This window comes from Oryzophilus luti, from assembly GCF_059726245.1.
Map to the genome: position 1 here is coordinate 2,140,836 of NZ_AP040874.1, position 14,363 is coordinate 2,155,198.

Below are 14,363 nucleotides of genomic sequence, written 5' to 3' on the forward strand. Positions count from 1 at the left end.
GCTTTGCTTCCACAGAACAAGGGTCCGGCCGAAGCCGGACCCAGGTATTGCACCACTGTTTCAGGAGGTCTTACTGTCTTTAGTTCTTGCTGTACGGCAGGAATTTGTTGAACTTGTGCATCCACTCCACGCGGAAGTAGTACGAGCTGTTCTTGTTCACGTAGAAGTTGCCGAAGTACGCCTTCTCTAGATAGAGGTAGGCGCTCTCGGTGCTGCTGATGGTGAACTCCGAGCGTGCCGAAACCATCTGTCCGCGGCGCGTACCGTTGGAGAAGTAGGTGCTCACCGAGGTCGGCGTTGCGATCAGGTTTACATACACGTGGTAGGGGTTCATGGTGAACGGGTTCATGGCGCCCAGGTAGCCGTAGTAGCCGGTCACCTTGATCTTCTTGGTGGGCTGGAAGCCGGCCTGCACGTCTAGAACCTTCTGGTTCGTGTTGTAGGCCACGCCCACTTCGTAGACCTGCGTGAATGGATAGCCTTCATTCACGCACGGGATGTCATCGCCCGGAAACTGCGGGCAACCCGGCCAGCGCGAGAAAAGCGGGTCCCAGTTGGTGCTGGTCTTGTCGCCGGCCTTCTGGCCGGAGTAGGCGCGGAAGCCCACCAGCAACCAGGGCTGCGTCTTCACCTGGAAGGTCTTCTTGGCATAGCCGATGCCGCCCCAGGCGCGGATATCCGTGTTGGCAACGCCGGTGGTCATGCTGTTCTGCGTGCCGAACTCATAGGCCCACTCAGTCACCAGCTTCAGGCCCGGAGACTTTGGTACACGCTGCACAATGCGGCCGCCGATGGTGTTGAAGTGGCGATCCGGCTGGAACAGGTAGTTGGTGTGCGCGCGCATGTCGTTGTACTCGCGCTTGAAGAAGTAATAGGCGTCCCAATCGGTGTTCTTGTGATTGCGGTCGGTAAAGTAGAGGCCCGCTGCGGTTTCATCCCACTCGGTCAACTGCTTGCCGCGGTGGTAGTGCGTGGCGGCCGTGCCCTCCGCCGCGTTGATAACCGGCAGGAACTCATCGTACTTGGGGTTGAAGATGCCGATAAATTCGAGCTTGTACTTCTTCTTTGTGTAGGCCAGGTCGAAGGCGTTGAAGTAGATGGAGCGCGACGCCACGCCGGTGCCGCCGGTAAAGAACAGGAAGCCATCTCCGCGGTACATATCCTGACGGCCGACCTTGAGGCTGAGACCGTTCACCACCGGGAGCTTCTTGAAGTCCATGTAGAAATTGTCGAAGAAGATTTCGTTCATCGCGAACGGTGAAGCGATATCGTTCGGACGCGACGGGTCCTTGGTCTTCTTCGTGGCTTCGTTTGCCAGGCGCACATAGATATCCAGGTTCCGGCCCACGTTGAAGTTGGCGAACACGCGCGTCTTGAAACGGTAGTAGCGCAGGTCGTCTTCCTTCGAGCCGATGTGGTCGGAGTTGTTGTTCAGGTCCTCCTGGCGCATGCGCTCGTCAAAGCCGAACTTGATGCCGAGCCTGGGGGCATCGGCCGTCTTCGCAGGCTTTGCCGCCGAGGGGGCATCGGGTGCAACCGCAGTCGTCCGTGAAGACGACTCCGTGGATACATCCGGTCCTTCAGCAAACGCCAGCGCTCCTCCGGCAAGCAGGATGGCCGCTACGGTGAACAGGCACAGAGCCAATCTCCATGCCCGGCCGGAACGGCTGGACCGCGGAGTGAACGTGCAAATCTCGTATTGATTCATCATGAGTATCGTGACCTTACAACTGCAATGAAGTGGCGGCGCCCCTTCTTGAGCAAGGCGGGAGATCTATTCAGCCTGCCCACAGAATCGACATCGTGGAGCCGCACACTTGCTGAGGCATTCGCCGTGCCACGCGTCACGGCATTTGCGCCCGTCTATGTTGTTGAAAGTGCGGCGCATCTGTTTTCCGTTCGTGACACAGCAGGTGTCCATGTCGGCACTTTGCCGACGCGCAAAACACCAACGACGACAGCCTGCCCTGAAGGTGCCGGATGCATACGCTGACGGTGCTGCTGTTGATTGCGGAACGAAGAAGAAAAGAGCCGCACAGGAGCGTGCGGCTGGAGAGTGAATCGGAATCGTCGTGGTTATGGCTATGAAACCGGTGCAGCTTGGAACTTCCCGCACCGGCATCAGGTTGTCAGCTCCGGCAGGCGGCCCGCCGGAGTGTCGACACACCGCCTGTTACGCGGCGGGGCGCTGCACTTCTTCGATCAGCTCGGCAAGCGCGGCGGCATCGACCTCAAGGAAGCCCTTGGTGATCTTCGCCAGTCCGAGATACAGGTTGCTTTGCGAGAAGCGCGGAATGTCATTGCAGAATGTCGGAGCCCAGCGGTTCAGATGGTCGGTGAGGAAGCTCTGCTGCTTCTTCAGATATTCGAGGGCTTCCATCGGCTTGTCGGCGGTGAACAGCTCATGGCAGCGCTTGTTGAGGAAGACCATGAAGGACAGCTCAAGGGCGATGTGGTCCTCGGGGTCGACAAAGTTCGGCGCCTTGCCGATGCCCTCGGCGGCGTACAGTTCCAGCACCTGGTCGCGGGCTTCCTGCATCAGCAGGCGCATGGGGCTGGTGTAAACCGACTCATAGGGATAGGCCGCGCCACTGCTGGTCTTGCCGGTGCCAATGAAGGTCTTCACGTAATCGACGGCGAGATCCACCAGGGTCTGGTCCGTCAGGTTCTGCTGGAAGCTGCGCCACAGGGCATAGCCCTCGTCGATGTCGGCGTTGTCGACAGCGACGTTGCAGTCGAGCTTCTTCAGGTCGTCGAGCAACGGCGCGTCAACTTCCTGCCGGAAGAGGCGGCCTAACAGTTCGTAGGTGGAAGCACGGCTGGCAAGCAGCTCGGAAAAGGTCACGGATTCAGCGGTCGGGCTCATAAGTATGACTCCTGCATGATTATGAAAATGCGCGCCGGCACTCCGAATGCCGGCGCACGACCGTTGCACTACGTAAGCAGAGACTCTAGGAGCGAACAGGAGCTTACTGCCGGCTGCAACAGGTAACTTTCATCAGTTCCGTCGGCGGTCCAGAATTTGATCAACTGCACGGTCAGGACCAGTGCCGCAATTGCGGCGACAATTGCCAACGCGGAAAGAACTTTCGGCGCACCCGCTGTGCGCCACTGCTTGTAAACGAACACCGCCATCAGAATCGGCAGCACCAGCACCGCAATGAGCTCGCGCGAGAGCACGGAGTTCGTGTTGGCGAAGGCGCCGAAGATTCTTTCCGGGTGCCCGAGGTAAATGGCACCGCAGGCCAAGCCGACGAGCATGGACACCAGCGCGGCCGCAGAAATGCGGAACTGCCAGCGGCCCAGCTTGTTCAGCAAGGTCACTGCACCCGCCGCGGCAAACAACACCGCGGCGAGGCAGATCAGTACAGCGAAGAGAACATCCCAAGGAAATTGGGTTTCCATCGCTCGTTCCCTTCTAGGACTTCAACTGCGGTTCGAAGTCGGCCTTGACGCCTCCGCGCCAGGTGGCCCGCTTCAGGATGTACTTATAGGACGGATGCGTACCCGTATCCGGCAGCTGATGAACCGAGGCGGCGCCAGCTTCACGCAGCTTCTTGTTCGGCAGGCTGTTCGGATCGTCGAGGTCACCGAAGAAGCGGGCGCGGCCCGTACAATCGGAGACGCACATCGGCACCTTGCCCTGCTGAACCAGCTGTTCGCACATGGTGCACTTCTCCACCACGTTCGTTTCCGGGTTCAGGTAGCGGACACCGTACGGACACGCCTTGACGCACAGCTTGCAGCCGATGCACTTCGACTTGTCGATCTGCACCGTGCCGTCGGCCTTCTTCTGCGAAGCTCCGGTCGGGCAGACCTTCACGCACGACGGGTTCTTGCAGTGCTGGCAACCGAGCGGAAGGAAGTACATTTCCACGTCGGGGAACTTCGCGCCCGCATAGCGGGGGTTCGGTCCAATGCGCAGCACCTTGTTGTAGTAATTGCCGACGGCAACGCCATTCTCCATCTTGCATGCCACCGAACAAGCCAGACAGCCCACGCACCTCGTGAGGTCGGTAACGATTCCAAGTTGCATTGTTAGCTCCTCCCTTCGTACACGGGCAGCCACTGCTTCAGGCGCTTGTCGTTGTGCGACTTGATGATGCCTTCCGGCGCGCCTTCCTTCGCCTTGTAAACCTTGACCGGGTAACCGCGCAGCGTGGATGAGCCACAGATGACGCACTGCGCATAGCGGTTGACCAGGATGTTGATATTCGAGTCATGGAAGCCATGGTCTGGACCCGGCTTTTCCGGATACCACCACGCGTGCTCCGCGTTGATGACATTGACCGGAATGCCGGCGTAGATGTCGACGGTCTGGCGGACGCGACCGCGATCATTCTCAACCCACACCCAGTCACCCTGCTTGACGCCGATCTTCGCGGCGGTCTCCGGATGGATTTCCACCTTCGGGACCGGCCACAATTCGCGGCACCACGGCAGCTGACGGTGCTCGGAGTGGAAGTACACCGGAATACGGCGGCCGGTGATCATCGTCAGCGGGTACTTCTGGTTCAGCTTCGGATCGGCGACCGGGCTCTCGTACGGCTCAAGGTGCTTGGGCAGCGCCAGGTCCTGATTCGGGTGCTTGGTCTCAATCAGCGTCGACCACAGTTCCATCTTCATGGTCGGCGTGGCGAAGCCAGGCTTGCCGTCACCGTACATGAACCACAGCTTGCCGGGGCGAAGCTGTCCGTTCTCGTAGCGGCGGAAGGTGCCCCAAGCTTCAGGCTCCACCTTCTTGGCATCCCACCAGCCGTGCTCCTGGAAGTGGGCGCGATACTGCTTCCACGTCATGCCGGAACCCTTGACGCAGATATCCAGCTCGCCTTCCAGACCGGGCCACGGGTTGTTCTTGTCCGTGCTCCACGGCACACCGGCGTGATGGAACAGTTCCTGTACGACTTCGGCGTCGTGCTTGCACTCAGCCAGCGGCTTGACGGCGGCGCAGGTGGCGCCGATACCGCCGCTGGAACCCTGCGAAACACGCGGGCAATCGATTTCCAGCCAGTGACGGACCGGAACCACGATGTCAGCGGATTCAGAGGTAACCGTGTGCCACAGCTCCAGCGAGAGCTGGAACTCGAGCTTCTTCATGCATTCGCCCGCGAACTTCGCGTTCGTCTGGTTGAAGAAGCTGCCCGACTCGTGGAAGCAGGCCTTGACCGGATACGGCTTGCCGGTGGCGACAGTGTCCCACACGGAGTTGGCATCCGCCCACTTGCCCCACCACTTCAACAGCGGGAAGCGCTCGCCGCCAAGGATCTTCTCGTACTGCGACATCGGCACTGGAGGCGCACCAAAGGCGAATTCGCCCGCCAGCGGGTTGACCTTGGAGAAGGTCGGTCCACGGTTGCCGGCCGGCGTATCAAAGTTGCCGGAGATGCCCACCAGGCAAGCCAGGGCGCGCACGTTCTCAATCGCGTTGCCAGACTGCTCGATGCCCAGCTCGTAAAGAATGCCACCCTGCAGCGGCTTGCCTGCCCAGGTCTTGGCGGCCTTGATGACCTTGTCTGCCGGAACGCCCGTGATCTTCGCGGACTTTTCCGGAGCATAGGCGTCGGCGCGATTGGCCAGCTTCTGGAAGACCGGCACAGCCTTCACCGTGCGGCCGTCCTTCAGCTTTACCATGTAGTGACCGAAGATCGCCGGCTTCATCATCGGATCGAACTTCGAGATCGGCAGCAGCGTGCCGCCGTGCTTGTACGGCGTGCCCTTCGCCAGCGGACGCTTGTGATCGCCCTGCCAGTAGCCGGTCTCGGCGTCGAAGTACTTCAGCGACTTCGACAGCTCGTCCCACACCATGAACTTCTTGGGGTCGCCGCCCTGCTTGATGTCGCTTTCCTTCAGCAGGCGGGTCTTGATCTTGACGATTTCGCCACGGCCCGGGAAGTCAAAACCGCTCGGCTCCAGCTCCTGCACATAGAGGAACGGGCCGTTCGTCCAGCGACGGACGAAGGCATCGTCAAACAGCTTGTTCTTGATCAGCACGTCCATCCAGGCCAGCGCCAGGGCGGCGTCGGTGCCGGGACGAAGCGGCAGCCAGATGTCGGCGTGCGTGCCCGTGTTCTGCAGGCGCGGGTTCACCACAATGTGGTGCTCGGCTTCCATCATGGCGTCAACCGTCACGCGGCCCGAGTCATCGTAGTTGGAGATTTCCGGCGCGGCGCCCCACTGCACATAGACCTTCGGACGATCGACCGTGGCCATCCAGGCGGAGGCGTACAAGTCGGTCATCTGGGTTCCCCAGTGACGGGGGCCCTTGCAGATCTGATAGGCGACGACGGCGTTCGGCGTCTGCACCAACTGCTTGAACGACGCGTAGGGAGCCATCGACCAGATGCGGCTGGTGCCGCACATGCCGAAGATGCTCTCGCCACCGTACTTGTGCTTGATCTCCATGAACTTCTTCGCGGAGGTCGAAAGCGCTTCGTTCCAGGAGATGCGAACCCAGCCGGCATCGTGTCCCTTGGGATGGGTGCGCTTCATCGGGTACTTCAGACGCTCGGGGTGATAGCAGGCCTGCAGCGACGACATGCTCTTGGTGCAGCAGTTGCCGCGGCTGGTCGGACAGCTTTCGTCGCCTTCAATTTTGATGGCGCGACCGTCCTTGACCGTGACCCAGACGCCGCATTCCATCTTGCCGCAACCGCGACAAGTGGAACGGACCTTTTCGATGTGCCCCGTCGTAGCGGGATGCTGCGGCGATAGTGCGGCCGTCAGCGCCCCGGCGTCGGAGTGCAACGCAGCGGCTGCACCACTGACCGCAGTCAGGGTCAGGAAGTTTCGCCGCGTGAGTTTGAGATCGTTCATGTGAATGACTCCTTGAAAAATGAAACCTCTGGGACGGTGGCCTCCCAGCGCCTTACAACACCTGCCTGCCTGCTTCCGTCGTCAACCACTTCTCCGCCCAGCGAACACCACCGGCTTCCTCCAGCACACCGAGGAACGCCGTCGGGTACGGAGACTTTCCCTTCGGAAGAAGGTTCTGCGCATACACCGCGTCTTCTATTTCCTGCTTGTCTTTCGGGGTACGGCAGAAATCGAGAATGAATAGGTAAAGAGAACGGTATTCCGGGTCGGAATCGAGAAGTCTGCGCACATCGCTGGCCGGATCGGCTTCGTCCAGATACTGGATGCCCACCTCGGTCGTCTGGCAGATCTCAATCGCCTCGCCCTCACCTTCCGGCTGCTGCCGGGTCGAGCTCAATCCACCGGCATTCACCAGCCACCCGCGAAGCGTGACTGGAGCAAAGACGGAGACCTGCTGATCGAGCAGTTCCTTCATGGCCTGGTCGACTTCCGCGCCCGGCTTGGGTTCGCGGCAGACTTCCAATGCCGTGCGCAGCACGTGGCGCAGTGCCGATGCCGACACAAACAATTCGTCCAGCCGGGCCATTCCTGCTTCCAATGGCTGCGGCTCTGGCATTTCCTGCTGCTGTTCAATGAATGAATCCATGACTCACCGAAATCCTTGGCGGTAACGGAAGTCTTTGCCCCCGCGACGGCCGCTATGAACTTGTGATTCCGGTAGGGGAATTGCAACTGGCGTACCAATCCGCGAAACCGCGAAAACACTGGTTTTGCGCGGGTTTTGCAGAGCCACGAGGAGGAGGAAGAACAGTGTCGCTGCCGGGTTTGTCGTCATGTGTTGACAACACTCACAGACGAAGAGCGACGACAAAAGGGGCGTGCCGGTGGTGTCACGCCGCAAAATAGAAGAGCCGGGCGTGATGCCCGGCTCTTCATTAATAAGGAATGACTTCGATAAATACCAATTAGAAGTTCTTGGGAATTCCCAGCCGCTGCATCCGTGAATACAGCGTGGTACGGTTCAGGCCCAGCCGTGCGGCCGCGCCGCGCTTGCCAGCAATCTGGCCGTTGCACTCGCGCAGTGTCCGCACGATCAAATCGCGCTCCTGCTCACCCACACCCTGCGGATAAAGCGAAATACGCAGGCGTTGCGTGGCCGAGAGGAACTCGCTGCGGCTCATGCCCAGCTTGTCCGCCGCGCCATTCGGCCCCGAGATGCGCCACTTGCATTCGCGCAGCGCCTCCAGAATCGCATCGCGCTCGCCATGATCTTCCCTACTTGGCAACTCGGCCACCACCGTCGGCTTGCGGAAGCGCGACGAGTACAGCAGCGTATTCTCCACCGGGCGCGAGTCCGGCAGCGGAACGTGGAGTACCGGCCCCTGGGTCACAATGACGCCGCGCTCGATCAGGTTCTCCAACTCGCGGATGTTGCCAGGCCACGGCATGCTCTTCAGCATCTCCATCGTCTCCGACGGAATGCTTTCGATGTTCTTGCTGAGTTGCTTGGCGTACTTCGCGGTGAAGTACCGCACCAGAAGCGGGATGTCCTCCGCGCGCTCGCGCAGCGGCGGCAGCACGATGGGAAAGACGTTGAGGCGATAGAAAAGATCACGACGGAATTCACCGTGCGCAATCATCTCATCCAGGTCGCGGTGCGTTGCGGCAATCAGCCGCACATTCACCTTGAACGAGCGCGAGCACCCCAGCCGCTCGATCTCGCCTTCCTGAATGGCACGCAGCAGTTTCGGTTGAAGTTCCAGCGGCAGGTCGCCGATTTCGTCGAGGAAGAGCGTGCCGTTGTTGGCCATCTCAAAGCGGCCAATCTTCTGCGCGATGGCTCCGGTGAACGCGCCCTTCTCGTGTCCGAACAGGTCGCTTTCAAGTAGGCCGCTGGGCACGGCCGCGCAGTTCAGCTTCACCAGCGTGCGGGACTTGCGCTGGCTCAGGTCATGGATGGCGCGCGCCACCAGTTCCTTGCCTGTGCCGGTCTCACCCAGGATGAGCACCGTGGCATCGCTGGCCGCCACCATCGCAATCTGCTCGTGCACGCGCTTGAGCGCGGCGCTCTCGCCGATCATCTCCTTGAAGTTGTATGCCGTGCGGATTTCCTCTTCGAGGTACAACTTCTCGCTGCACAGCGTGTCCTTCAGTTTTGAGATTTCGACATAGGCGCGCGCGTTGTCGACAGAAACCGAAATCTGGTTGGCAATCTCCACCAGCAACTGCACTTCGGCATCGTCGAAATATTCCTTGCCGAAGTGCCCGATGCTGAGCACGCCGAGCACGCGGCCGCGCGCAGTCAACGGCACCAGGCAGACGCAACGTATACCATCCTTGACCGCCTGCGCCGCGTGCGGGCTCAGGTTGATGGCGCCATGCAGTTCCTTCTCGCAGAGGTTGATGGGGCGGCGCAGCTTGAAGGCCTGCGCCATCGGCGAGTCCTCCACGGGAATGATGCGCCCCGGCGCCAGCTTGGATTTGCTGTTCACCGAGTAGACCGCCATGCAGCGCAGCACGTTCGCCTTTGGGTCATGCAGCACCAGACTGCAATATCCAGCACCGAGCACATGCTCAATCGTCTTGGAAACCGCCGTCAGCAATTCCTGCAGATCGAGTGACGAGACAACCGCGTTGCTCACGTCGAGCAGCGTGGAGATGCGCTCCTGGGTCAGACGGGCGCTCTCGTGGTGCAGCGCGTTATCCACCGCCACGGCCACCTGCGATCCCACCTGCTCCATGAACTCCACGTCTTCTTCACGGTAGACATCGCTGTGGGTGCTGAGGAACTCCAGCACGCCGACCTTGCGGACGGCGGTGGTCAACGGCACCACGCAGGAGGAGACAATATTCTGTTCGCGTCGGCGCTGTGCAATCTTTGGGTAGTTTTTCTCAATCTCGTCGATGTCGCAAACGATGGGGCGCTGATGTTCCCACACCCAGCCGCCAGGCCCGTCCTCGAATCCGAATCCGCAGGAGCGCGGAATGGAGCGCGAGGGCAGGCCCGGATAGATGACGCAGAAAAGATCGTCGGTCGGGTCGTAGATCATCAGGGAGAGGTAGTCGAACGGCGCCACACTGTGCAGCAACACCGTCAGGGCTTCGAGCAGGGAGGGAAGATCACGATGCGCGGCAATGAGCCGGGCAACATCCAGCAGCGCCCGGTATTGCCCCGACATACATTCTTTCTTGTGAACGGCTGAAGGCAGGATGATTTCCTCCCCGCCCTCGTCCAAGCTTGCAACCGTCGCCAGTTCCATATAAATGACAGCCTTTCACGTGCAGGAACAACCATGATTACAACGTCGACGAATGCAACTGTTCAACCATTTATTCTCGATATGTAGTTTCAATAACTTAGATCGCTAAGCACGAAAGTATTGGCGAATTTTGTCGACACAGTCGACAAAATCAGACGGATTTTTGTCGACATGTCGGCCCGTCGTCATGGAGAAACACCTCCTCGCATACCGATTCTTGTCGACAGCGCGACTGTCTTCGAGAAGAAACAAGCTGGGGATTTTTGCGCGCGGGATTCGTCCACCAAGATGAGTCCTGTCGACAGCAGGAAGATGCGATTCGGGGGCCTGTCGACAGAGTTGCAGCGGAATGAGAGAACGGATTGAGGACAAAAACAAAACGCCCTCTGCCGCGGCGTGGGGGCGCGCACGACAGAAGGCGTTTTTTGTTGCAACCGTTAGATAGACTGGCTGACCTTCACCATGGTGAGCGCAACTTCGGCAGCTTCTGCGCCAATGTTGCCGCCCTTCAGCCCCACGCGCGCCAGCGCCTGGTCCTGCGTATCGCAGGTGATGACGCCGAAGGCATGCGGAATTCCTGTTTCCATCGCCGACTGGCTGACGCCGCGAGCCACCTCCTGCGAGATCAGCTCGAAGTGGAAAGTCTCGCCGCGGATGACGCAGCCGAGGCAAAGTACGGCGTCGAAGCGCCCGGACTTGGCGAGCTTGTTCGCTATCAGTGGAATCTCATATGCGCCCGGCACATGGAAGACCTCAATGCGGTCGTCGGTGACCTCGTGCTCCTTCAACGCAGCCAGCGCCTCGCTCAGCAGCCGGTCGGTAATGAGCTTGTTGAAGCGGCTGACCACGATGCCGAAGCGCGGCGCGGCCGCAGACTTCTTCGGCGTAACCGCAGCAGCCTCCCCGCGCTCGTTCCACTTGGCAAAGTAGCGGGCCAGCACATCCGTCTCCAGGTTCACCGGATCGCCCGGCTTAAGGGTTGAAAGGTTTGTCGCCTCCAGCGTGTGAGGAATGACAGCGATGGTCAGGCGGTTGCCTTCCAGCTTTGCCACCGTCAGGCTCACACCCTCAATGGCCACCGAGCCTTTGTAGACCAGCAGCGGATCGAGTTCGGCCGGCACTTCAAAGTGCAGCCACTTGTCGTCGGCGCCCGCAATGTCCTCGCTGCCGAGAAACTTTCCGGTGGCGTCAACGTGGCCCTGCACCATGTGTCCGCCGAGCCGCGCATTGGCGCTCAGCGCACGTTCCAGGTTCACCACCGCACCCTGCTGGATGCGCGAAAACGAGGTGCGAACCCAGGTTTCTGCCGCGAGATCCGCGGAGAAACCCTTGGCGTCATGTTCCACCACGGTGAGGCAGACGCCGCTGACGGCGACGCTGTCGCCGAGGTTCAGGTCCTTCGCAATGGTTGGCGCCTCAATCCGGATGCGGCGCATGCCTTCGCCATTCGTAATGGCGGTGATCTTTCCAGTTTCTTCAATGATTCCGGTAAACATGGCTTTCCTTATCGAGCGATGCTGGCGTTGATGCAGCCGCTCCGGCCACCGGGCCGGAATGCTTGCTGCACCTTCCGCGCATTCGGTCTAGACGGTCGTCAACAAATGACCCAGCTTCAACTTCTTGGTCGTCAGGTACGGAATGGTATGGCGGCTCGGCGTGATTTCGCAACGCAGGCGCTCCACAACCTCAATGCCAGCCTGCTTCACCGCAATCACCTTGCCCGGATTATTCGTGAGCAGGCGAACACGCCCGATGCCGAAGTACTCAAGGATTCGTACCGGCAGCAGATAGTCGCGCGCATCCACGGCCAAGCCGAGGCGTACGTTGGCCTCCACGGTGTCGAGGCCCTGGTCCTGCAGCTCGTAGGCTTGCAGCTTCGCCATCAGGCCAATGCCACGGCCTTCCTGACGTTCATAGATGACGACGCCGCAGCCTTCCTTGGCAATCGTCTTCATTGCGAACTGGAGCTGCTCGCCGCAGTCGCAGCGCTGCGAGCCGAAGGCGTCGCCGGTCAGGCACTCGGAGTGTATGCGCACCAGCGGCACACCCTCGCTGAGGTCGCCCATCACCAGTGCGACGGCGCTCTCCTTCTTGCCGTGGTTGATGTGTTCAAAGCCGAGTGCGCGGAACTCGCCCCACTTGGTGGGCATCTTTACATCCGCAATCGGCCGCAGGCTCTGGCCGTACTCCCGGCAGTTCATGCCTGCTCCTTTGCCGACAACCGGCGGCGATTCGCCACCAGCTCGTCAATGCTCAGGATGACCATGTCATTGTCTTCGGCAAAGCGCACAATCTGATCGCCCTTGGTCATGGTTCCGTCGGGGTTGGTCAGCTCGCAGAGCACGGCCGCCGGCTTCAGTCCGGCCAGTCGCGCCATTTCCACCGAGCCTTCCGTGTGTCCCTGGCGTGCCAGAACGCCGCCATCCGCCACGCGCAGCGGAAAGACATGGCCGGGGCGGGCCAGATCGTCCGGCGTGGCATTGGGAGCAATGGCCGCACGGATGGTGGTCACGCGGTCGGCCGCCGAAACGCCGGTGGTAACGCCGTTGCGCGCTTCAATGGTGACGGTGAAGGCGGTGCCGTAGCGGCTTCCGTTCTCCTCCACCATCATCGGCAGACCAAGCTGGTCGCAGGTCTCGCCCGTCAGGCACAGGCAAACGATGCCGCTGCACTCGCGGATCATGGTGGCCATGGCCGGAACCGTCAGGCGCTCGGCGGCCACGATTAGGTCCGCCTCGTTTTCGCGGTCAAAGTTATCGACAAGAAGAACCGGGTGTCCGCGACGCATGTCGGCAATGGCACGCTGCAAACGGACTTCAAAAGGAAGGGTAGAAAATTCCAGGGATGATGTGGTGCTGGTAAGGCAGGACATTTGTGAAACGCTCCTCGTTTATGAATTCAACGAAAGATCGTTTCAGGGCATTGCAGATGTAACCCTGCACACACGTACCTACACGTATGGCGTGGTCGCGTCTTCTTCCATCCGGACTTTAACCGTCGGCCCTGGAATTTCACCAGATCTGCTGACCCTGCCGTTGGCAGGCGCTCGCGGGCTATACCGCCGGTGGGGAATTACACCCCGCCCTGAAGACGAAATTCAGTCTTGCAGTTCTTACTATACACGCGCCGGAAATTGGCAACTACAAAAATTTGGCACCAAAGAGACTGTCCAAAAATCAGGTGATTCTTCCAACTTGAAGGACACGCGCAGTCACCTCCGAACGGAGGCACGCACAAATCAACGCGCCTGTTCGCGATGCAGCGTCACGGTCCGCGGGTGCCGCAGCAGGTCGCCCGGCAAGGCAGGATGCAGGTGGTCGGCCAGCAGCAACCGCTCCAGGTAGTGCATCGCCTGCGGTTCGTAAATCGCAAGAGCAGGCCAACCGCCGTCGCATACCGCATGCGACACGATGGCCCAGCAGCTAGGCCGCCGCATCGCGATCAGGCTCTGCACCTCGGCAAGATTGCATGGCAACCATGTGCTGGAAACAATCATCCACGCTGAGCGCGGCGCCCAGCGGTGCGCAGCCAGCAGTGCCGCCATCTCTCCCGAAGCATCCGGCACCGGGGGAAGCTGCGCGAACGACATGGTTGGATACGCCGGGACGTCTCCACCCAGCAACGCAATCTCTCCAACGGGCAGCCCGCCGTGGCGGAGTTCCACGAAGGCCTCCGCCACGGCCGCGCCAGCCGGCTGCGAACTCTGCGGATGCGCTTCAGCTTCAATGCGAGATGCACCGAGGAGAACCCCGCAGTGGAGACTTCGCGTGCTCCACTGACGAGGAAGCCACTCTTGCAGGAAATTGAGCATCGCCGCCGGACGGTCGCTGTCCCACTCGAGCGACGCAATCACTTCGGTGACGCTCTCCGGAATCGGTGCGCGGTCCGCGCTCTGCACCCACAGCTTTGGCAGAGGCGTGTACTTGTGCCCCTCCACGAGGATGAGGTCATGGTCGGCAGCCAGCTGCAGCAGAGTTGTATTCAGATCCAGCGCGCTGGCGCCGTGACGGCGCAGGAACTGTTCCTCGGGGCCACTGAGCGCAACAGTCGCACCGCAGCGGAAGAAGCGGTCGGAGTCCTTCCCCGGATGATCGACCTGGAAGCCATGCTCGTCATGCTTGACCACGGCAACCGCCAGCCCGCGCTCGACGAGTTTCGGAAGCACGGCCTCCAGCAGCGTGGTTTTGCCCGATCCGGAGAAGCCGCACAGTGCGAGCACCGGCGTGCCGTAGTCTCTCATTGCGTTCCTTCCTTCGAGCCGGGGATCCTGCGTCGCGCACGAACCATCAG

Annotated in this window: 11 protein-coding genes and 1 riboswitch; all 11 genes read right to left on the reverse strand. The window is 60.5% G+C overall.

Features of this window, described 5'->3' with window-relative positions; all coding sequences use genetic code 11:
• Positions 1–79: 79 nt before the first annotated feature.
• The 11 genes from AC6IZO_RS09145 to mobB all read right to left on the reverse strand — a co-directional run bounded on the left by AC6IZO_RS09145 (position 80) and on the right by mobB (position 14,313).
• Positions 80–1,645 (reverse strand): alginate export family protein, encoded by a 1,566-nt coding sequence (locus AC6IZO_RS09145; protein WP_497804485.1) that lies wholly within the window; start codon positions 1,643–1,645, stop codon positions 80–82.
• A gap of 528 nt (positions 1,646–2,173) precedes the next feature.
• A complete protein-coding gene (locus tag AC6IZO_RS09150; RefSeq protein ID WP_497804486.1) occupies positions 2,174–2,866 on the reverse strand; it encodes a TorD/DmsD family molecular chaperone in 693 nt (230 codons plus the stop codon).
• A gap of 68 nt (positions 2,867–2,934) precedes the next feature.
• On the reverse strand, positions 2,935–3,405 hold the full coding sequence (locus AC6IZO_RS09155) for a hypothetical protein (RefSeq protein ID WP_497804487.1): 471 nt from the start codon (positions 3,403–3,405) through the stop codon (positions 2,935–2,937).
• Positions 3,406–3,418: 13 nt separating this feature from the next.
• Complete coding sequence (locus AC6IZO_RS09160; RefSeq protein ID WP_497804488.1) at positions 3,419–4,036, reverse strand: 4Fe-4S dicluster domain-containing protein; 618 nt, start codon at positions 4,034–4,036, stop codon at positions 3,419–3,421.
• Positions 4,037–4,038: 2 nt separating this feature from the next.
• Positions 4,039–6,813: a molybdopterin dinucleotide binding domain-containing protein gene (locus tag AC6IZO_RS09165; RefSeq protein WP_497804489.1), complete on the reverse strand. Its 2,775-nt coding sequence runs from the start codon at positions 6,811–6,813 to the stop codon at positions 4,039–4,041.
• Between the two features lie 52 nt (positions 6,814–6,865).
• Positions 6,866–7,459: a hypothetical protein gene (locus tag AC6IZO_RS09170; RefSeq protein WP_497804490.1), complete on the reverse strand. Its 594-nt coding sequence runs from the start codon at positions 7,457–7,459 to the stop codon at positions 6,866–6,868.
• Positions 7,460–7,778: 319 nt separating this feature from the next.
• Positions 7,779–9,992 (reverse strand): sigma 54-interacting transcriptional regulator, encoded by a 2,214-nt coding sequence (locus AC6IZO_RS09175; RefSeq protein ID WP_497804491.1) that lies wholly within the window; start codon positions 9,990–9,992, stop codon positions 7,779–7,781.
• 518 nt (positions 9,993–10,510) lie between these two features.
• Positions 10,511–11,569: a riboflavin synthase gene (locus tag AC6IZO_RS09180; protein WP_497804492.1), complete on the reverse strand. Its 1,059-nt coding sequence runs from the start codon at positions 11,567–11,569 to the stop codon at positions 10,511–10,513.
• 87 nt (positions 11,570–11,656) lie between these two features.
• Positions 11,657–12,274: a GTP cyclohydrolase II gene (ribA, locus tag AC6IZO_RS09185; protein WP_497804493.1), complete on the reverse strand. Its 618-nt coding sequence runs from the start codon at positions 12,272–12,274 to the stop codon at positions 11,657–11,659.
• The gene (gene ribB / locus AC6IZO_RS09190) at positions 12,271–12,882 is read right to left on the reverse strand and encodes a 3,4-dihydroxy-2-butanone-4-phosphate synthase (protein WP_497804494.1); all 612 of its coding nucleotides are present in this window, start codon (positions 12,880–12,882) and stop codon (positions 12,271–12,273) included. Before ribB ends, ribA begins: the two co-directional genes overlap by 4 nt.
• 158 nt (positions 12,883–13,040) lie before the next feature.
• Positions 13,041–13,169, reverse strand: a riboswitch (FMN riboswitch).
• 142 nt (positions 13,170–13,311) lie between these two features.
• Positions 13,312–14,313 (reverse strand): molybdopterin-guanine dinucleotide biosynthesis protein B, encoded by a 1,002-nt coding sequence (mobB, locus tag AC6IZO_RS09195; protein ID WP_497804495.1) that lies wholly within the window; start codon positions 14,311–14,313, stop codon positions 13,312–13,314.
• Positions 14,314–14,363 lie beyond the last annotated feature (50 nt).